We start from the raw sequence: 21,314 nt of genomic DNA on the forward strand, positions 1-21,314 counted from the left end.
ATTTACTTAGAGTTTTTCATTTTCATTAAAAACTCTCCCATCTTTTGATGTACGATATTGAGCGCTTTTAAAGGGCGAACCATTACTTTAATATCAATTAATTTTCCTTCATCATTAAAGGTTAGCATATCTACTCCCTCTACAGAGATACCATCAATCTCAGTAGCAAATTCAAGAATTGTATGTTGATTATTACTTATTTCACGAACATATTTAAAATGCTTGTTGGCAATAATATTACCAGCTGCAATTAGATACATACTCACAATTTGCTTTCCTTTTTGAGGAGTCCAAACTACTGGAGAATGTAATACTGCATCCTCTGCAATAAAGTCATCAAGTCTTGAGAAATCTCTATTTTCTACAAATTGATGCCATAATGTTAATCCTTCAGTTTGATTCATGGTTTATTTGGTTAAAGGTTTACAGAAACTGTTGCTTAAGCAATATAAGTAAAATAGGGTAAGCATTTAGAACAAAACTCGGTAGTAACTACAGATTCATAATTTAAACACTTCATTAAATTTTGACATTTTTGTAGTGTTATTTAATAACGTTGCTGCAAATCTTCAACCGTAGAATCTTTTTTACGGATTCCATCACCTGTTTTTGATAATCAGGATTAATTTTCATTTCGGCTAGAATAGAAGTCATGGTTTTTTCTTCATCTTGAGGCATTAGGATCATGTCACAACCGGCTTTTGAGGCCAATAATGGAGCGTTGTCAAGAATGGTAACGGCTTTCATAATATTTAAAGCATCAGAAATTATAATGCCTTCAAAGCACATTCCGTCTTTTAATAAATCTGTGATAATCCTACGTGAACAGCTGGATGGTAAGCCATTTGTACCAAACGTTTCATTATTTTGAACTGTAATATGTGCTATCATAATAGATAAAACACCATCTTCAATTATAGGAATATAGTTCTCAACTTCCTGCAGGGGACCATCGATATATACACTTTGTTTATGAGTATCACCCTTTACCAATCCATGACCAGGAAAATGTTTTGCCGTGGCAATAATCCCTCCTTGTTGTGTGTGCTTAATAAATCGATTGGCCAAGTTGATCACAGAATCTTTATTGCTTCCATAGCTACGAGATTTAATAGCTTCATTATTAGGGCTAATATCCAAAACAGGTGCATAGTTGTGATGTACGCCAATTTGTTTAAGTTCTTGATTGATAATTTGCACAATCGAATCAGATTGAACTTCAGTTTTAATGTCGATTGTTTTACCTACGTTTTGAGCTCCTTTTATTCGTCCGCTCAATAAACTGGGTTCCGCATCCATACTAAATAACAAAGGCAATGTTTTATTCTTATTAGAAATTGTATTTAGAGCAGAAATTGTTTCAGTATGTTGTTTTTTGCTGCCTTTTAAGAAAACGACTCCGCCAATCATATCATTTTCTACTAATTTTTTAACCGTAGCTTCAGGTTTGCCTAACTCACCAGTACAGCTGATAATCATTTGAGCCACCTTTTGTTGTGTAGATAATGAATTAAAGATAGAATCTACCTTTACATCCAATTGAGGGTTGTCTTTATAAAAATCATCTAATGTATATTGATTTACATTGTTGGTTTGACCTTGTATAGTTGTCAAAAAAGAGAATAACAAGGAAGTGAGTAGTATCGATGAAAAGTGTCTCATAGTATAGGGTAAAGCAATAACGTTTTAAATAGTTTTATGTTTCGTTATAAACGAAAATCAAATTGAAATATGGTAAATACGACGGTATTATAGATAGAATGTACTTAACTCTTAACAGGTACATTTTCTAGTTGCCCCCATTCACTCCAGGAACCATCATAAATACTTGTTTTTTGATATCCAGAAATTTCTGCTGCCATCATAATAATACAAGCTGTGATACCAGATCCACAAGTAAAGATGAGGTTTTTATTTTCGATATTAAAATTTTTAAAAACTTTGTTTAGCTTCTCTTTTGGAAGCATTTTATTCTCTTCCAATACTTTGATATAATGTAAATTCTTAGATCCTGGAATATGTCCGCCTTTTAGATTAGCTCTAGGTTCGGGTTCAATAGCAACAAATCGACCATTAGATCGTGCGTCTATAATCATGGTATCCTCACTATTTATTTTACTTTGTACTTTTTCTGCATTTGAGACCAGGTGAGGTTGATATATCGCTTTGAAATTTCCTTTTTCATACGTTTTTTGATCATCTTGTATCGACACCTCAGGTAAATTTGCTTTTCTCCAGGCAGGTAATCCTCCATCTAGAACAGAAACATCATGATATCCCATTGTTTTAAACATCCACCATACTCTTGGGCTAGAGTATATGCCCAGAGTATCATAGATTACAATTTTGTGATGTCTATTAATTCCTAAATCTTGACAAGCTTGTTCAAATACTTCAGGAGAAGGAAGCATATTAGGGATATCAGTATTCTTATCAGAAAATACTCTTTTGATATCAAAAAATCGAGCACCTTTTATTTGTAGGTTTTGATCTTTAGAATCTTTGTTTGAAGTTACCTTTTTAATCGTTGCGTCCAGTATGATAAGGTCTGGATGATCTTGATGTTGAGATAACCAGTCAATTGATACCAGAGGTGTAGGCAATTGTAATGTATTCATAACTATTCTGCCTGAAATTTATCAAGTAATCTATTAGTTTGTTGATGTAACTTTTTCTTAAAAAACGAGGTTCCACCAAGTAATTTACCTTTCCATCCAATAGCTTGAGAAGCCCAACGATGAAGATTAAAATGATCTGTATGTTTGATTATTTTACCATCTTTAAATTCAAATTGAGCATCAATCTTATTGTGTACTGCTCTTCCGGTTTTACTAAAAGTATATTTGGCTTCCCAATGTACAGAGCCTTTCTGATTGTTTGCTTCAACATTGGTATATTCAATCTTCAAGTTTTGAGCATTCTTACATAGCATTTGCCACATCTTTTTTGCTCTTTCTCCGTGTAATTTTCCAAATCCCGGATCTTCAAAAACTACATCATCATGATAACATGATATCATAGTTTCGGCATCCTGATTATTAAATGCTGTGTAGAAGGTTTCTATTAATTCTTTCATAATTAATGATAAAAAAGAGAGTTCTGAAGATAAGAATTATTAGTCTAGTTTTTCAGCTAATTTCTTGAATACTTTTTTTGGATTTTTGTTTTCGTATAAAACATTGTGTACGGCATCAATAATTGGTGTTCGTGTACTTTTGGTAGCGTCTAGTTCATAAGCTGTTTTTGCTGCATAATACCCTTCTGCAACCATATTCATTTCCATTTGAGCACTTTTAACCGTATATCCTTTACCAATCATATTTCCAAACATCCTATTACGAGAAAAAGTTGAGTATCCTGTAACTAGTAAATCTCCCAGATAAGCAGAATTATTAATATTACGTTTCATCTTGTGTACTTTCTTAATAAATCGCTTCATTTCTCTGATAGCATTACTCATCAATACACTTTGAAAATTATCACCATATCCTAATCCGTGTGCTATTCCGGCAGCAACAGAGTATATGTTTTTTAATACCGCTGCATATTCTGTACCTATAATGTCATCACTTACTTTGCATTTGATGTATTCACTACTTAGGTTATTGGCAACTATTTTGGCTTTTTCCTGATCATTACTGGCAATTGTAAGATAAGAAAGTCTTTCTAGGGCAACTTCTTCTGCGTGACAAGGGCCTGTGATCACACCAATATTATCAAAAGGAATATTGTATTCATCATGAAAGTGCTCTCCCACAATCAGACCAGTCTCGGGAACTATACCTTTTATAGCCGAAAAAATTACTTTATTATCTAAAGAAGCAGATAATTTTTGCAACTCGGTATGCAGAAATGCTGAAGGTATAGCAAAAATTAGGTAATCACCGTATTCTACGGCTTCATTAATATCATTAGTAAGCTTGAGTTGTTTAATCTTAAACTCTACAGAACTTAAATAACTTGGATTATGTTGTTGTCTTTTTAAATGTTCGATAGCATATACGCTACGCATATACCAACCTACTTCTTTTTGGTTTTCGCATAACATTTTTACAATTGCGGTTGCCCAACTACCACCACCTATAACTGTAAATTTGGGATTCTTTTCCATGAATAAAAATTATGAGGTCAAAAATAAGGAAATTCACACTCAAAATAAACACCTGATTATCAGATTGGTAAAAATTTGGCACGTGTTTTGGTTTTTCATAAATGAATTTGAAAACACACAGCCTATGAAAACGCTAAAATTACTTTCGATTTTTATTTTGAGTTCTATTCTTTTTACTTCTTGTGTTGCAGAAGTAGTTATAGAAGAAGATATTTTTATTGATGAACCTACAATTACCTTAAATCAGTTACTTAATTCATATGAGATATGGTATGTTGATATTGAACGTACTCAAGGTAGTGGAGAAGTTCCTTTTCTTCAAAAAGCATTTACGGTTTCTTTTAAGAACGGAACGTTTTATGCAAATAATAACCTTGTCGGTATTGGGAGTAATGGAAATGGTTTTGGATTAGATGTAGGTTTTTATGACACGCATAGAATGGAGCTGGATATAAGCCATGATATTGATGGGTTTTATCGTTTTGTGGTAACACAACTGGGGAATAATGATATTAAATTATATGATAATGTTTCAAATACTAGTTATTATTTAACAGGATATCAAAGAAATACATTTGATTATGATAAGGTGTTTTATGATAATATTCATTATTTCTTACAAGAGTATGAAGCTTGGGAAAAGGTCTATACTAGTGAGTTTGGAGCGATAAATGAGTTTGATAATGAAAACTTTTTACAATTCAGATATCACGGATCAGGAGATAACTTTAGAAGTTCCCAAGATCCAAACGGTACTTCAATCTATGATATTTACTATGATTATATAGGACATTATGAGGTATTAGATATTGCAAATAATTTCTATAGGAAAACTTTAACACTTGATTACGAATATTTGGGCAATGAATTCTTTGAGTTAACCGTTATTAATGATAGCAAAATAGAATTATTTCACCCTACCTCTGGAACAATCTATGAATTTGTAGGAAGAGGATATATTCCGTTTAAGAATTCTAAAGATGGGAAACCATCTCAGAATGATAAAAAGAGAATCAAAAAAGCTGATTTTATGAAGCTTACCCAATAAGCCATAAGATCTGCACTAAACAATATTAAAACTTTTTGGTTGGTTATTTAGTTGGAAATCGCTCTACAAGAAGATCTTGTCTGGGCGATTTCTTTTTTTAGGTATCTTGCTTATAATGAAAAAAGAAGAAAACATTTTATATTTTACATTGATTCACATTTTGTTTCTACCTTCTTTGTATTCGTACTTGTTTTTTGAATTTCGGGGATGGGTTCTTTTCTTTTTTATTTTTTTGATGTTGAATCTTCCTTCTTTTTTGGCAATACTCGTTATATATTATTTAGAAAAGAAAAATGTACTTAAACTCTCTAATTATGCATCTATTCTTTTATCAACAGGAATATGTGGATTCTCTTTTTTTCTTTTTAAAATGTACAGTAGAGACCCCAGGAATATTTTTCCGATTTTAGAAGAACCATTTTTAATTTTCCTGTTATTATTTTTAGTATCTCATCTTGTTGCATTTTCTTTACTCTATATTGTTAGAAAAATAGCAATAAAATAATCCCGATTAATACTACAAAATAGAACCAAAAACACATAGTCAATTTAATCCTTCAAAATAGATTTTATTGTAGAATTGATTTTTTTGGAGAGCTTTTCTAGAAAAATCATTCAAAATCGATAATAGAACGTATCAAAATTTAATTTATCTTTAAAACACAGTATCTTTACCTTTTTAAAAAGCAATATAAATAATGGCAACAGCAATCGTAGATTTCGGAATTCAGGAAGCACTAAAACAATTAGGTGTTTCTGATCAAAATAAAGGAACTTCAACAGGAGTTAACTGGTTTTCTTCTGAAGATGAAATTTCTTCATATTCACCAGTAGATGGAGAGTTGATTGGTAAAGTAGGAACCACAACAAAGGCGGATTATGAAAAAGTCATTGGAACTGCAACAGAAGCCTTTAAAAGCTGGAGAAAAATGCCTGCTCCGCAACGAGGAGAAATTGTAAGGCAATTTGGAGAAGAACTTCGAAAATTAAAAGAACCACTTGGTAAATTGGTTTCTTATGAAATGGGTAAGTCATATCAAGAAGGCTTAGGAGAAGTACAGGAAATGATTGATATCTGTGATTTTGCAGTAGGATTATCTAGACAATTACATGGATTAACGATGCATTCTGAGCGTCCAGGTCATAGAATGTATGAGCAATACCATCCGCTTGGGATAGTTGGTATTATATCTGCATTTAATTTTCCAGTAGCTGTTTGGGCATGGAATACAGCATTAGCGTGGATTTGTGGAGATGTTTGTGTATGGAAACCAAGTGAGAAGACACCTTTATGTGGTATCGCTTGTCAAAATATCGTTACCAAAGTACTAAAGGATAATAATCTTCCTGAAGGAATCTCTTGTTTAATTAATGGAGATTACAAAGTAGGAGAGATGATGACAACAGATAAGAGAATCCCTTTAATTTCTGCAACAGGTTCTACCCGAATGGGTAAAATCGTTGGAGCAACTGTAGGACAGCGTTTAGGAAAATCACTTTTAGAACTAGGTGGTAATAATGCAATTATAGTTACACCAGATGCAGACATTAAAATGACAGTTATCGGCGCAGTATTTGGAGCGGTAGGAACGGCAGGTCAAAGATGTACATCAACACGTCGTTTGATTATCCACGATTCTATATATGATAAAGTAAAAAATGCGGTAGTAGATGCTTATGGGCAGTTAAGAATAGGTAATCCTTTAGATGAAAACAATCACGTTGGTCCACTTATCGATACAGATGCCGTAAAAGGATATCAAAATGCCTTGGCAAAAGTTGTAGAAGAAGGCGGAAATATTGTAGTAGAAGGTGGAGTTCTTTCTGGAGAAGGTTATGAAAGCGGATGTTATGTAAAACCAGCTATTGCAGAAGCAGATAATTCATTTGAAATTGTACAACATGAAACATTTGCACCAGTTCTTTATCTTTTAAAATATAGTGGAGATATAGAAAATGCAATAGAAGTTCAGAACGGAGTAGCACAAGGATTATCTTCTGCAATCATGACTAATAATCTGAGAGAAGCAGAGCGTTTTCTTTCTCATGCGGGTTCTGATTGTGGTATAGCCAATGTAAATATAGGAACCTCTGGTGCAGAGATTGGTGGAGCTTTTGGTGGAGAAAAAGAAACTGGAGGAGGTCGCGAGTCTGGATCTGATGCCTGGAAAGTATATATGCGTCGTCAAACAAATACGATAAATTATACAACAGAACTTCCTTTGGCTCAAGGGATTAAGTTTGATTTGTAATAATCGTTTCAAATAAAAATATTGTTAAAAGCATCCTGAAAATCTCAGGATGCTTTTTTATTAAAGATGTATTCTAATATACCAAACGCAACCATAAATCGTTATAAGCATCTACTAGATGAATAATTTTTTGATTTCGAACACTTAAAAAATTTATAAGTAAATGAAAAAAGTCATTTTAGTTTTATTGGTTCTTTGCACAGCTTGTAATCTTGATGATTCTACATCAGATCCTGTTCTTTGTACAGAAGACCTACGACCAGGATTAGAAATTACAGTAAAATCATTATCAGATACTTTTTCTATAGAGGGAGTAACCGTAGTTGCTACAGAAGGTCTTTATACCGAAACATTACAACACCTTGTTGACTCTCAAACATTTGTTGGAGCCTATGAAAGAACAGGAACATATAGAATAACAGTTACCAAACAAGGTTTTCAGGCGTATACTTCGGATCCAATAACCGTCCAGGCTGATGCGTGTCATGTAATTACTGAGACCAGAGAAGTAGAACTTCAACCAAACTAATGCATTGATTTTAAGATAATTGTATGTTTTTTTAACAAAAAAATTCATGATTTTGGGTTATTTTTGAGTAATTCACATAAACCAGCTTAAATCATGAAATTTTTACAACACTTCACTAAAAGAAGTGTTTGGGTTTATGCTATGCTTTTTATAGGATATGCATTAAATGCTCAAACACTAAAAACCGAGGCCGATACCAACATCAAACAAAAAGGTCATGCATTGTACAAACAATCCAAAATTTACGATAGTAAATACGGAGCTGTTGAGAAAAAACCCAAAGCCGTTGGCGATAATGCTTTGGAGAGGATGGAATACGAATATAACAGACTCAAAAATCCGTATACTGGAAAAATACCTTCAGAAATACGAGATCTTGAACTTCATTTTTCAAACAAGATTCGAGAAGGTAATGATTTAAAAAAATCTATCTCTTCGTCACCAACAAAAAACGGAAGAGTTTCCTATTGGCAAAACAGAGGCCCTTTTAATGTTGGAGGAAGAACTCGTGCACTTGCACTTGACATGACTAATGAAGATGTAATCTTTGCAGGAGGAGTTTCAGGAGGACTCTGGCGATCTTCAAATGGAGGACAAGACTGGAAAAAAGTGACCAATAGACGACAAGCTCCTAGTATTACAGCAATTGTTCAAGACCCACGACCAGGAAAACAAGGCACTTGGTATTATGGCACAGGAGAAAGATTTGGAAACTCAGCAGGTGCTGGAGGAGCTTTTTATGGAGGTACCGGAATTTATAAATCGAGGAACGGAGGAAGAACCTGGAAAGTATTAGAAGCTACTGAAGATGGGAGTATACAATTTGCCTCTCCGTTTGATGTGGTAAATTCAATGGTCATAGATCCAAGAAATGGAGATTTATATGTAGGAACACTAAATGGATTACATAGATCTCAGGATGGAGGAGATTCTTTTGAAGAAGTATTGGCAAGCGGTTTTTTAGGTACTGTAGAAGTTGCCGTTACATCTACCGGACAACTATACGCTACAATTCGTAGTTCTGCTATTTCTAATCCAGGTTTTTTTACTTCAAACGATGGTGTAACCTGGGCAAATATTACACCCGTTTTTTTACCTCCAACAATCGGAAGAACCGTGATGGGTGTTAATCCATCTAATGAGAATGAGGTATATTTCTTAGCTCAAAACTTAGGAGTTGGTGGCCCTGCATTTTTATTAAAATACGATGCTTCAATACCTGTTTTAGAGAATGCCTGGATTGATTTGAGTACTAATTTACCGATCACAATAGGAGGAGCTGTAGGAAACTTAAATCTTCAAGGAGGGTATAATATGGTTATTAAGGTACACCCTATTAACCCTAATATTGTATTTGCTGGGGGGACAAATCTTTACAGATCTACAGATGGATTTACTACTCCTGCAGTTCAGGAAAGTTGGATAGCCGGATATTCTCCTTTAAATAATGTTAGTTTGTATACAGATCAACATCCCGATCAACATGCTTTAATATTTTACCCATCTAATCCCAACAAAGCATTATCAGGTAATGATGGAGGTGTATTCGTAACCGAAGATATTACGGCCATTAACGGAGATGTCGAGCAAGTTGATTGGACATCACTTAATAATGGATATATTACAACACAACCATACACAGTTTCATTTGATCCAGAAGCCAATAGTGATGATCTTGTATCAGGGTTTCAAGATAATGGTACGTGGTTTACTTCCTCAACAAACCCTACTGAAGCTTGGGTAGAGGATTTTGGTGGTGATGGATCTTATAATGCTATTGCTGATGGAGGGAGAACACGATATGTTTCTTCTCAATTTGGAAATATATTTAGGTTTAATTTTGATGAAACCGGAGCATTTGTCTCCTTTGCTCGAGTTCGACCTGCAGGAGCAGCTGGTTTTTCATTTGTAAATCCTTTTATTCTAGATCGCAATAATGACAACATTATGTATCTACCTGTAGCTAATAGGATTTGGAGAAATAATGATTTGGATGAGATCCCTATATTTTCTAATGCCTCAGCAACCATCAACTGGATTGACTTACCAAATAGTGATACCCCTGCAGGAACAGGAATTACTGCACTGGATATTAGTAAATATCCAATTGCTAATAGATTGTATTATGGTACTAATGCAGGAGGAATTTATAGAATGGATAATGCTAATATCGATAATCAGGAAGTTACAGATATTGCTTCTGGAAAAGGATTACCTCCTGGGTTTGTAAATGATATTTCTGTAGATCCCTCAAATTCTGATCGGGTTATTGTTACTTTTTCTAATTATGGAATACCCAGTATCTTCTTGACGGATGATGGAGGAAATACGTGGATAAACATTAGTGGTAATTTAGAAGAAAACCCTGATGGTACCGGTAACGGCCCTTCAGTACGAAGTACCGCTTTTTTAGGAAGTAGTCAAGGGTTTTTGGGCTCTAGAGTACAAAGAGTTTTTGCTGCTACCAGTACCGGATTGTACTATGCAAATAGATTAGATGGTGAACGCACTAGATGGATTAAAGAATCCTTTGCAATAGGTAATGCAGTTACTGATGAAGTAAAAACACGTAAAGATGGATTTATTGCAGTAGCAGCACACGGAAATGGATTATACAGTGCTCGTTTTCCCATTTCTTTGAATCCTCTTCCAGAACCACAATTAACAGTAGCCTTTTTATTAGACGATCTTAATGTAGATGAAAATAGTGAAGATACGATTATAGATATTACAGGATTGTTTGTACAATCTCAAGGATTACCAATTGATATAGAAATTACCAATACAAATCCTGATCTAATAACTGCTGCATTGAGTGGTAATATTCTAACACTTTCTTATATGCCTGATAGTGTAGGAGAAGGAACTATTGGGCTTATTGCCACTTCAGGAAATGAACAAGTGGCAGAAGGATTTACCGTTACGGTTACAGAACCAGGGATTTATGATCAGGTAGATCCGGTAATAAGTTCATTACCTTCTCAGTTTTTTCCTGATTTTGGAGGATTGGCCCAGGCAGCTGATGATTTTACTATACCAGAAGGTAATTCCTGGAATATTGATCGTGTATTAGCATTTGGTGGAGTACGTAATGCTCCTTTATTTACCAGTGCAACTGTGGTAATATATTCAGATAATGGAGGAATTCCTGGTGATGAGGTGTATAACAGTGGAGAGATTATACCAATTTCTGAACCAACTGATTCAAATCTTAATTTATTGCTTCCAGAGATAATCACGTTAAAGAGTGGAAACTATTGGTTATCTATATATGCAAACTTAGCTTTTAATCCTGGAGCTAATCAGTGGTTTTGGTCTTCGCAAGAAGGAGGAATAGGCGCCGAACCTGTTTTTAAGGATGACTTAAATCTATTTGGAGTTGGTGCGACGGATTGGACACCTGCATCTACCGCTTTTACCAGACCATTACTGGATCAGGTATTTCAAATTTTTGGAGAAATTGAAGATGCAGGGATTAACCCAATTACTACAGAAGTTGCATCAAAAGAACCTCTGGCTACACTACAAACCAATTTTAATGCATTGGTTTGGCCTAATCCTTCTTCTGATCGGTTTGTATTTAATTTCAAAAACCTTGGAACGGATCAAAAAATTACTCTTAGTATATTTGATATTACGGGTAAATTGATTTATTCGAAACAGGAGCTAAATACTAATATTGATTTTGAATGGAATGCCTCAGATAGAGCTCCTGGGTTCTATTTGGTCAAGGCGATTGGTGCTAATACAAACAAAACTCTCAAAATTATTAAAAGATAAGTTTAAATATAGAAAAGGAACCTGTTTTTAGGCTCCTTTTCTTTTTATTAAAAATATGAATCGAATAATTTATCTCTGTTTATTAGTCGTATTTTTTTCTTGTAAATCAAATATGAGTATTGCACAAGAAAAAGAATCGGATAAGAGCGAAACTCCCAAGGTTGAAAAACCAAAATTTACAGACATTGGCAATACTGTGAATCCTAATACGATTGCACTAATAGGAACAATAAGAGATATTAGCAAAGATTCAAATATCTGTAATCAGCAATTTAGATTTAGTGCTAATATTATTGTCAAAAGGACAATTAATTCAGGTTCTTCGATCATAAATATGATATATCCAGAACAAGAGATAAAAATAGCCTTTACAGATGCTATAATTAAAGATTTTGACCTGCTAAACAGAAAATCAGATGCGCAAAGAGATTTTACTTTTACTCTTGAAGAACGCTTATGTTCTGACCTTAGTCAAACTGTCTATGTAACACTCAAAATTGAAAACTAACCTTTATTACCAATCACTACGATAATTACAATTACCAGGATGATAAAAAGTACCAAGAAAAATATTTTCCAAAAAGAATAAGGTCTTTTCCCAGATATTTTTCCGGTTTGGCCATTGATAAAGAAATTATATTTCTTTCCACTATACTGATAAGCACTTATATAAACCGGGAGCAAAATATGTTTAAAAGTTTCTTCTGATAATTTCATATCAATACTATGTACTCTTTGTGTATCTCCACCAATATCTCGCATAGCCCAGGTTGTGGCAATACGCTCTGCTTCTTTTGTTGATGATAGATGACCATCTTTAAGCGGAATAGTATATTTTTCGGTTACAAAACCAGCTAAATAACTAGTGTTAAATGGTTGAAGTTCATCGAGATTCCAATTAGATATTTTTGAAGGAATTGGATTCTTGCGTTGATGTGATGCTTTGATTAAGGTGTCGTCTACAAAACCATCTACATCGCCACTTGCTGGCGTCCATCGGGTTCTGCGTTCTTGTCGTGTTTTCTGAACAGTTTTACCATTTACTGTGGTTGTATAAGGGACGCTTACATAGTAATAATCTCCTCTCTGACCGGTGTAATAAGCATATAATTGTGCATCAAATGTCCAGTAAGGAAGATATAAACCTTTAGTGTTTTGTGGATCCAGAGCTGCTTTCTTCAGATTATTTGGTGCAAACCACAATCCTTTAACCCATTTAGTAAATATCTGATGTGATTTTTTCTGGTCAAATTGAAACGGAAGAACCGCTCCTGGTAAGATCCAATCTTCTTTATAGGCATCTTCTATAATCAAGGGCATTGTACAATATACACAATGCAATGATTTATAGTTTTCTTCGATATGTTGATTGGCACCGCAGTTTTTGCAATGTAGCATCATGATCTCTTCAGAATGAAATAATGATCCCATTTCTTCAAGATAAGGTTTAAGTTCTAGTTCTGTAAACCCATCAGGATCTTCGATGATGGTTTCTTTATGGCCACAATATTCACAAGTAACCTCTGTGGTACCAGGTTTATATTTTAATTCTGCACCGCAATTAACACAGGATTTTTTTTGTTCTGAAACTGCTTTTTTTTCTTCCTCTTTCTCCATATATAGATAATGTCATTCCCGTTTTTGATTATCACTTAAGATAAACTCCAACGGGAATCTCATTAAAATAACTTATAAATTTTTTTAATTACCTGGTAATGGTGGAGGAGTGTTTCCGCCTAAGAATGATTTTAACTCTTCTACATCTTTTAATGCGGTCCAGTTAGCCATTCCTTGTTTCCAAACCAAAGAATCTTTATTGATGGTTCTATTAGCAAACAAAGCTTTTAATTGATCAAAAGACACAGGTCCGGCTTGTTGTCCGTTTGCGGCATAAAAATACTGAACTTGCACCGGCATTGGAGGAGGAACATTTTGAGATACTTGTTGTGGTTGTATTTGCTGTTGTTGTCCACCAGTTGGATTCATCATACCACCCATTTGTTGAGCCAGTACAAAGCCCATTCCCATTCCCATTCCAGCACCGGCAGTACCTCCTTCATTGGTAGCTGCAGCTTCAATAGCTTTGGCAGTTTTGAACTTAGTTAATTTATCTAAATCTAGTTTATCGATTCGACTATATTCAAATATCTCTTTCTTCAATTCTTCGGGCATAGAAACATTTTCTATAAAGAACTTTTCAAGAGAGATTCCGACAGAATTAAATTCTGGTTGCATTACCTCCTTACACGTTTCTGATAATTCTGTGGTATTAGCAGCATATAGTTCTATAGGTAAATTAGCTTCGCCAATAGTATCTGTAAAACGTGTAGCAATTAAACTTTTTAGATGTTCATTGATTTCATAATTTGTGAAATTAGCATCTGTTCCTACTATATCAACGATAAATTTTCCTGCATCATTAATTTTAAATGCATAGGTTCCAAAAGCACGTATCTCTACTAATCCAAAACGATCATCGTTTAATGTGATAGGGTTTTTAGTTCCCCATTTTTCATCAGTAAATAAATGTGTGTTTACAAAATATACTTCTGCTTTAAAAGGACTATTGAAACCATATTTCCATCCTTTTAAGGTAGCTAGAATAGGTAAATTTTGTGTGTTTAAAGTATAGGTTCCGGGAGTAAAAACATCAGCCAATTTTCCTTCATTAATAAAAACAGCTGTTTGCCCTTCTCTAACAATAAGTTGAGCTCCGTTTTTGATTTCATTTTGATAACGTTCAAAACGATGAACAATCGTATCATCACTGTAATCTAACCATTCTACAATATCTATAAATTCGTGGCTAAGCTTTTTCTTTATTTCGTCAAAAATTCCCATTGGTTTCTATAATTATTAATTAGAGTTCTAAAGCTACAAAATACTGATCTTACTTTTAAATTATTTTTTTGTAAAAAAGAATAGTATTAAAAAAAGGATGAAAATCACAATTACACCGATAATTTGTTCAGAAAGTGTTTGTTTATGGATCTTAACATATAAAAATAAAGTTTCATAAATTCTTTACTTATAAATGGTTGAGAGAATTATTGGTTTTTTTATTTTGCACTATAAATTGAAGGTATGGGAATTATTCAGGTAAAAAATAAAATAGGTATTCCGAAATATAAGCAAATTGTTATCTCCATTGAAAAGGCAATTGAAGACGGTAAACTAAAAAAAGGAGATCGATTACCTTCTATAAATGGGATTTGTAAGGAATTTGGATTATCCAGAGATACAGTACTTACATCTTTTAATGAGCTAAAAAATAGAGATATTGTATATTCTGTTCCTGGAAAAGGATATTATATCAATAGTACTATCACCAATTATATCAAAAAGATCTTTTTATTATTTGATGAATTAAATGCATTTAAAGAAAAACTATATAATTCTTTGATAGAAAATTTGGGAGATAATATAAAAGTAGATATTTTTTTCCATCATTTTAACGAGGTGGTTTTCGAAAAAAATATTAAAGATAATATCGGGGACTATAGTGCCTATATAGTAATGCCGGCTAATTTAAAGAATACTAAACCTATTTTAGACTTGATTCCAGAAAATCAACTTTATATTTTAGATCAGAGTAATGAACAACTAAAGGATTTTTCTGCAATCTACCAGAATTTTAGTAAGGATATTTATTTGGCATTGAAAGAAGCTACCACATTATTAGAAAAATACAATAAGATTACATTGGTACATTCTATTAGCAAGCAACCTATAGGAATGAGAGAAGGATTTGATGCTTTTTGCGAAGAAATAAAAATTAAATATCAAACCATCGAACGTTTTGAGCTGGATTATAAAATATCGAAAAAGGAAGTTTATGTTGTTACTGATGATGCCGATATGATTCGAGTGATAAAAAAAGCCAAACAAGAAAGGTTAATAATAGGTGAAGATATAGGAATCATTTCTTATAATGATACGGATCTTAAGGAAGTGGTTTGTAATGGAATAACGACAATTTCTACAGATTTTGAGGAAATGGGAACAATTTTGGCAGATATGGTGTTGCATAATAAAACAGTGCAAATCGAGAATCGTAATAGTTTAATTGTCAGGAATTCGTTATAATTTATATAGAATATACAATATGATATTATGTAAAGAGGGCTTCACACTGAAGCCCTCTTTTTTGATTCAATTTAGATTAATGCTAACTATCTATTTGAATACTACAACTTTCTTATTAAATATTTGATCGTTTTGTTTTCCAACGATGAAATATATACCATTTGGCAAATGGCCTAGTGATAATCTGATCTTTTTATTATTTGGTATTGTGGTCGTTTGCATGATTTTCTGTCCCTGCAAAGTAATCACCGCTATATCCATTTCCTTATTGGTTGGAGAAATGATATTTAGTTCATTGCGAGTTGGAGTTGGATATATTACCGGGTTTAGAATATCTATTTCCTGTAAGGATAACGTATTTGAAACTGTAAGACTATAATCTTCGACTTCTCCAAAATAAGTATCATCACCACAAGGTGTTATTTTACTCTCTGCACCGTACCCTATTCTAACTCGTACTCTTAAAGTAGTATTTGTAGTGGCAGATTCAGGAACTGTTACGGTACTAGAATATGGACCTGCTCTATAAGCGTGTAATACTTTTTCTGTATCATTATCAAAAATCCCGTCATTGTTCCAATCTATCCAGGTTCCGACAGCATTATAAGTCCAATGTTCATTTGTAGTATTTACAGTAAGTGTAAATTGATCACCAGCAGAAAAAGTTTCAGAAATTCCAGTATAATCAGAATATGGATTGTGTGCAGAACTATTGTCAACATTTCCAAAAGTAACACGAGTAATATGTACTGTGGCGTCTTGATTAGATGCATCACAGTATATAGGATCTATTGGATCTACACCATTAGAGATTAGAATTCCGTAATCAGAAGTATTTCCACTATCATAATCTCCACAGGAAGTTTCTCCTCCGCTGCCATCAACATAATGACCAATAATACGAAGTCCTACTTTTTTTCCTACCGCTGCGTCATTGGGTACAGTAATATTTGCAGTAAACTCATATTCGTCATTTTGATTATAATCTTCGTTTTTAACTTCTTGACTTACGATCATTTCATCTTGAGTGAAAGCACTGTCAAAATTCCAATCGGCCCAGACTCTTACTCTGTTAACATCTCCAGCTCCTCCATTACCTCTTTCTGATTTGATGGTAATTGGATACGTTTCTCCAGTGACAAGAGTGGTAAATACAGAATCATAGTAATCGTAAGAATTGCTGAGGTTAGGTTCGTGATCAATGGTTTCCAAAGTCACGTGATTAACATTAAAATATGTTCCGAATTTAGGAGAGCTATCACAATAATCTAACTCTGAGGTTATGTAATCTGTTTTAGTAATCGTTTGATTGGTTCCATTTGCAGTGGTTACTTGCAGAGTTACATCATAACTCCCAGCTTCAGAGAATATGATATTTGCAGGATTTCTATCCGTTGATGAGGTAGGTTGTCCGCCCTCAAATGTCCATTGCCAATTTGTAATAGTGTCTCCCGGATCGGTTATGGTAAGATCAGAAAATGTTACTTCTTGAGAAAAATTAACGGAAGTTGGATTACCATAAAAATCCATAGCAAAAGCAGCATTGGCATCTACTATTTTTAATCCGTAGTCTTCTGACTCACCACTATCGATTGTTGAACAAGGTTCATCTCCCTCATTTCCTTGAACATAATGTACGATTACTCTAAATGCTGTATTCTCTAAAGAAGCAGTAGGAGGAATAGTAACCGAGGTAGCATAAGTATAGTTACCATCCCCATCTACTGCATTGTTGCTATAAGTATGTGTGATGGCAAGCTCACCATCCTCATATATAAAATTATTATTCCAATCAAACCAACCTTGTATTCTCCAATTATCTCCAGCTCCACTGGCACCTTTATTTGTTGTGATTGTAATTGGATAAGTTTCACCTTGCCTTACAGAATATTGAGCACTTTGACTGTAATTAGATATTCCATCATAACCAGAAGGATTTGTTCTACCGTCAAACTCTACATTAGTAATATGACCATAAGTTGCATATCTTATATTGATATTGCAATACTCTGTATATTCATCTTTAAAGTTAATTTTAAGGTTCTCCAAACTATCCTTATATAGTTGTGAAACGCCTCCGGTAACCATTGGATCCAGAAACGTAAAGGTTAGATCGCCAATAGAATTAGTTTGTTCGTGATTAGAGGCTGCGTTTTCAAGATGTATAGTAGCTGTAGTGGTGCTAGTAAGTTCAATTCTGGTTGATAATCCAGCTGGTAGATTGGTAACGGTATAGTCCGTATTTAAAGTAAGATCACCAGAACTATTTATAAATGTACAACCATCACAAGTAAGTTCAATTGTACTTTCAATAACTCCATCATTAAAATATCTTTCCTCAAAAAGATTTGATGACGCTATAATACGAGTGCCAAGATCAGAAACTAATCCTGTTGCTATTAGATTGGCATTGGTCCATAATGTATTTCTTGCAGGAGAGTTTTCTAATGCATTATTCATACGTGCAACTTGCCCTTGTGTAAACATTTTATAACAATCTGTATAATCCATGAAATTCTCATTATTGATTTCCTGATTTAAACAGTTTTGAACCACCTGACAATTAGTTCCTGATGAATTATTAATATGAGAAGGAGTATCGGCTACTCCATCGCCATCATTTGGGTCATTATTACAAACCCCTCGATCAAAAGTATGTGGGAGATCTAGATAATGCCCAAATTCATGAGTCAATACAGATCTAAAATTTTCGTTGGTATTTGTCCCAAGGTAACTACCGTTATATACAACTCGTGCAATGTTTGCGGCAGACATAGAATTGTTAGGATACCAAGCTACTCCTGAGTTGTAAAAATCACCATCATTGTATAGATCTCTGGTAATATATATGTTACAGTACTTGTAATTATCCCAGGCTACTTGAGGAACAATTGGAGAACTATAATTTCCCATACCTGAAGCTTCGTTATAAAAAACAACTCCTGTAGTTGGATTTCCGCTAGGGTCGAGCTTAGCAAGTTTGAAGGTTATATCAAGAGGTTGTTTGATAATATCAAAAGGAGCATCAATGGTTGAATAATCAGCATTAAGTCCTTGAAAATCCTCATTAGTTAAGCGTAGTGCTTCTTCAATAATAGCATTAGTAACAGTAGACCCACCATTAAATTCTGTTCCAAATACATGAAATACGACGGGAATTACATAAGGCTCTGCCTGATTATTTGTTTTGAATTGAGATATTTTTTGACGAAGAGACTGACTTTCAGACAACGCATTGGGCTGTTGTCGATACAGAATATCCATTTGTTGATCGGTTCCACAGGTATTGGGTGTAAAAGTCTGAGCATTAGCTTGCCAGAACATTATTAAAATTAGATATAAGATTAATAAACAGGTGTGCATTAAGCTTTTTGCCCCAAGCGTATAGTTTTTCATAATTAAGAGTTTTGTGTAAGTTGAAATTTGTGTTTCGTTATTGCAAATATATAAAAAAACATACTAGTACGTACTGGTTTGAAAAACTAGTTTTTACTTTTGAGAGCAAACAGCATATAAAACATCTGTTAATGTTAATATAGTATCAGTTACTCAAGATTAGATTGAATATAAATAGAGGATTAGATTTTGAAATTTTAAAAAAAGAAATACTTTTGCATCGCAATTGTCATAAAGACATTGTTTTAAAAAAGAAAAGAAATGTTCAAGTTACATACATATCAAATTAATCCTGGAGTGCGAAAGCAGCTCACGGTCAGATATTGTAGCTAGAGAATATTCAAAATACTCTTCAACATTGAAACCCTGAGCATTAAAACTCAGGGTTTTTTATTGCGCAATATTTAGGTTGAATCAAATTTTACTACATGCAAGATGTAATCAATTAGTAATTGACTAAAAATACAAGAAGTGTTTCTGGTCAGATAATTTTAAAAAGAAAGAATATGATATCATGGAAACACTATTGGAAAAAAAAGTTAATGAAACCACATATCAGTCTAAAAACATAACAGTATACACAAGTAAATATGCTTCTTTAGTAGAAGTCATATATACAGCTCATAATAAGCCACAAGATTATAAGGGTACAATCGCCTCTATGCTTTGGATGTTTTTCTCTAAGATGAGTAAGAAACGAAGTGTTTGGAAAAGAGATACGTTTAGAAAACTTCTTTTGCATCTACATGACCAGGGTTGTTATACGATACTCAGAAAGATTGAATATGTTGAAGTACTGGCTAATATAAGTGCTTTTGGTAACAGATTTGTACGAGATATCTATGGCTGGAAAAAAGAAACGTATATAGCAGAAGATCAATTGCAATCTCTAATAGAATTTTGCTTTGCAAAGTATCCTGTTCCGGAGTTTTTGGTGTCTTCATTTTTTGAAACCCAGAAAAAATATATGCTTTGGTACGTTCAATTGGGTGTGGGTAGAAGTGTAAAGTCATTAAGTGGAATAGAAATGCAACTTACCACTAAAATGGCTCACGAATTCAGGAAAACTCCAAAAGGTTATAGTGTTGCTCAGGCTTTAAGAAGAGCACAGGCAATAGGGTACGGAGCCAATAAAAATATGGCAGAAAGTATAGCTTGGTCTGGCTTATCCAGAGTAAGAGGGAATGAATCTTTTTGGAATACTGTAGTGCATTTTTTTGCAAAACAAAAAGAAGCTCCTTTTGATAAGATGGGTGAGATTATAGACTATTTGTCTTTTTCTATAAGAGAAAACACAAGTTTCTCAATGAAAGGTAGGACACTTGAAGCGTTATTGAGGCAATCGGATGAATGGCATCGCAGACTATATATGCAGCGTAATGCAGAAAATTATGTGTCGTGGAAATCTGCAAAAATAAAGTCATTGAACTATACAACGGCTGTTAAAGATCAATCTGTGGTATTTAAAACGGTAGAATTGTTGAATTCTCAAGCACTTTATGAAGAAGGTTATGATATGCATCATTGTGCGGCTTCTTATGTAGATGAATGTTATAGTGGTGAAAGTGCAATTTTCTCATTAAGGAAATATATGGGAGACTCTTTTGAGAAACTGGCGACAATAGAGATAGATCCAGAATCTAAGGAGGTATTGCAAGCTGAAGGTAAGTACAATAGTTCATTGACTAAAGAAGCATCTAAAGCACTTGAAGTATGGAAAGAACAAGCTGATCTTGATTATGAAAATTATGCTAGTCCACCACCTCAGGAATATAGACCTCAGGTTAATGGCGGTGATCAATTGCAAAACATCAATGCAAGAAATGAAATGCAAACGATGAATAGAGAAGTGGAGATATCACCAAAAGTAATTGTTTTTATCATCTATATCATCATTAGATTAATGATGTTGATGGTATAAAATAAGAATTGATTGCCTGTAATAGAAGTTTAATGTACTACCTGATTGAATGAAATGATTAATAGACTTAATCAAAGACAACTAGGTAGAGGAAATAAAAAAGAAATGGAACAACATTTAAAACCATAGTATCAACTGTAAACTCGGGAGTGTGTTTTCAGTTATCAATTTCAAGACCTGTAAAAGGTTAA

15 protein-coding genes are annotated in these 21,314 nt (G+C 33.7%); 7 read left to right on the top strand and 8 right to left on the bottom strand.

The annotated features are described in order from the left end of the window. Positions 1-2: 2 nt before the first annotated feature. The 5 genes from U0D62_RS24155 to U0D62_RS24175 all read right to left on the bottom strand — a co-directional run bounded on the left by U0D62_RS24155 (position 3) and on the right by U0D62_RS24175 (position 4,111). Positions 3-404: a nuclear transport factor 2 family protein gene (locus U0D62_RS24155; RefSeq protein ID WP_322289932.1), complete on the bottom strand. Its 402-nt coding sequence runs from the start codon at positions 402-404 to the stop codon at positions 3-5. 139 nt (positions 405-543) lie between these two features. Continuing rightward, a complete protein-coding gene (locus tag U0D62_RS24160; RefSeq protein WP_322289933.1) occupies positions 544-1,662 on the bottom strand; it encodes a glycoside hydrolase family 3 N-terminal domain-containing protein in 1,119 nt (372 codons plus the stop codon). 104 nt (positions 1,663-1,766) lie between these two features. After that, a complete protein-coding gene (locus U0D62_RS24165) occupies positions 1,767-2,618 on the bottom strand; it encodes a sulfurtransferase (protein ID WP_322289934.1) in 852 nt (283 codons plus the stop codon). 2 nt (positions 2,619-2,620) lie between these two features. After that, a complete protein-coding gene (locus tag U0D62_RS24170) occupies positions 2,621-3,076 on the bottom strand; it encodes a nuclear transport factor 2 family protein (protein WP_322289935.1) in 456 nt (151 codons plus the stop codon). Positions 3,077-3,115: 39 nt separating this feature from the next. Next, complete coding sequence (locus U0D62_RS24175) at positions 3,116-4,111, bottom strand: NAD(P)H-dependent glycerol-3-phosphate dehydrogenase (RefSeq protein ID WP_322289936.1); 996 nt, start codon at positions 4,109-4,111, stop codon at positions 3,116-3,118. A 124-nt stretch (positions 4,112-4,235) separates the two neighbouring features. Here U0D62_RS24175 and U0D62_RS24180 point away from each other — a divergent pair, with 124 nt between their 5' ends. The 5 genes from U0D62_RS24180 (at position 4,236) to U0D62_RS24200 (ending at position 12,228) form a co-directional block, all read left to right on the top strand. After that, positions 4,236-5,159 carry a nicotinic acid mononucleotide adenyltransferase gene (locus tag U0D62_RS24180; protein WP_322289937.1) on the top strand — a complete coding sequence of 308 codons (924 nt, stop codon included), beginning with the start codon at positions 4,236-4,238 and terminating at the stop codon, positions 5,157-5,159. A 698-nt stretch (positions 5,160-5,857) separates the two neighbouring features. Further along, the gene (gene amaB / locus U0D62_RS24185) at positions 5,858-7,411 is read left to right on the top strand and encodes an L-piperidine-6-carboxylate dehydrogenase (RefSeq protein WP_322289938.1); all 1,554 of its coding nucleotides are present in this window, start codon (positions 5,858-5,860) and stop codon (positions 7,409-7,411) included. Between the two features lie 163 nt (positions 7,412-7,574). Beyond that, the gene (locus U0D62_RS24190; protein ID WP_322289939.1) at positions 7,575-7,940 is read left to right on the top strand and encodes a hypothetical protein; all 366 of its coding nucleotides are present in this window, start codon (positions 7,575-7,577) and stop codon (positions 7,938-7,940) included. A 93-nt stretch (positions 7,941-8,033) separates the two neighbouring features. Next, a complete protein-coding gene (locus tag U0D62_RS24195; protein ID WP_322289940.1) occupies positions 8,034-11,720 on the top strand; it encodes a T9SS type A sorting domain-containing protein in 3,687 nt (1,228 codons plus the stop codon). Between the two features lie 55 nt (positions 11,721-11,775). Then, positions 11,776-12,228 carry a hypothetical protein gene (locus U0D62_RS24200; RefSeq protein ID WP_322289941.1) on the top strand — a complete coding sequence of 151 codons (453 nt, stop codon included), beginning with the start codon at positions 11,776-11,778 and terminating at the stop codon, positions 12,226-12,228. Here U0D62_RS24200 and U0D62_RS24205 read toward each other — a convergent pair. Continuing rightward, positions 12,225-13,337, bottom strand: coding sequence for a TFIIB-type zinc ribbon-containing protein (locus U0D62_RS24205; RefSeq protein WP_322289942.1), 1,113 nt, complete (start codon positions 13,335-13,337; stop codon positions 12,225-12,227). The genes U0D62_RS24200 and U0D62_RS24205 overlap by 4 nt on opposite strands. Before the next feature lie 84 nt (positions 13,338-13,421). Next, positions 13,422-14,561, bottom strand: a complete 1,140-nt coding sequence (locus tag U0D62_RS24210) for an SPFH domain-containing protein (RefSeq protein WP_322289943.1) — start codon at positions 14,559-14,561, stop codon at positions 13,422-13,424. A 243-nt stretch (positions 14,562-14,804) separates the two neighbouring features. Between U0D62_RS24210 and U0D62_RS24215 the strand changes: the two genes are divergently transcribed. Beyond that, entirely contained in the window at positions 14,805-15,806 is a 1,002-nt protein-coding gene (locus tag U0D62_RS24215) for a GntR family transcriptional regulator (RefSeq protein ID WP_322289944.1), read from the top strand. A 90-nt stretch (positions 15,807-15,896) separates the two neighbouring features. Here U0D62_RS24215 and U0D62_RS24220 read toward each other — a convergent pair whose 3' ends face one another. Next, positions 15,897-19,202, bottom strand: a complete 3,306-nt coding sequence (locus tag U0D62_RS24220) for a M43 family zinc metalloprotease (protein WP_322289945.1) — start codon at positions 19,200-19,202, stop codon at positions 15,897-15,899. A gap of 514 nt (positions 19,203-19,716) precedes the next feature. On the opposite strand from U0D62_RS24220, the gene U0D62_RS24225 reads away from it, so the two are divergent. Further along, complete coding sequence (locus tag U0D62_RS24225; protein ID WP_322289946.1) at positions 19,717-21,123, top strand: PcfJ domain-containing protein; 1,407 nt, start codon at positions 19,717-19,719, stop codon at positions 21,121-21,123. Positions 21,124-21,314: the final 191 nt, after the last annotated feature.

This window comes from Aquimarina callyspongiae, from assembly GCF_034322225.1.
Classification (GTDB): domain Bacteria; phylum Bacteroidota; class Bacteroidia; order Flavobacteriales; family Flavobacteriaceae; genus Aquimarina.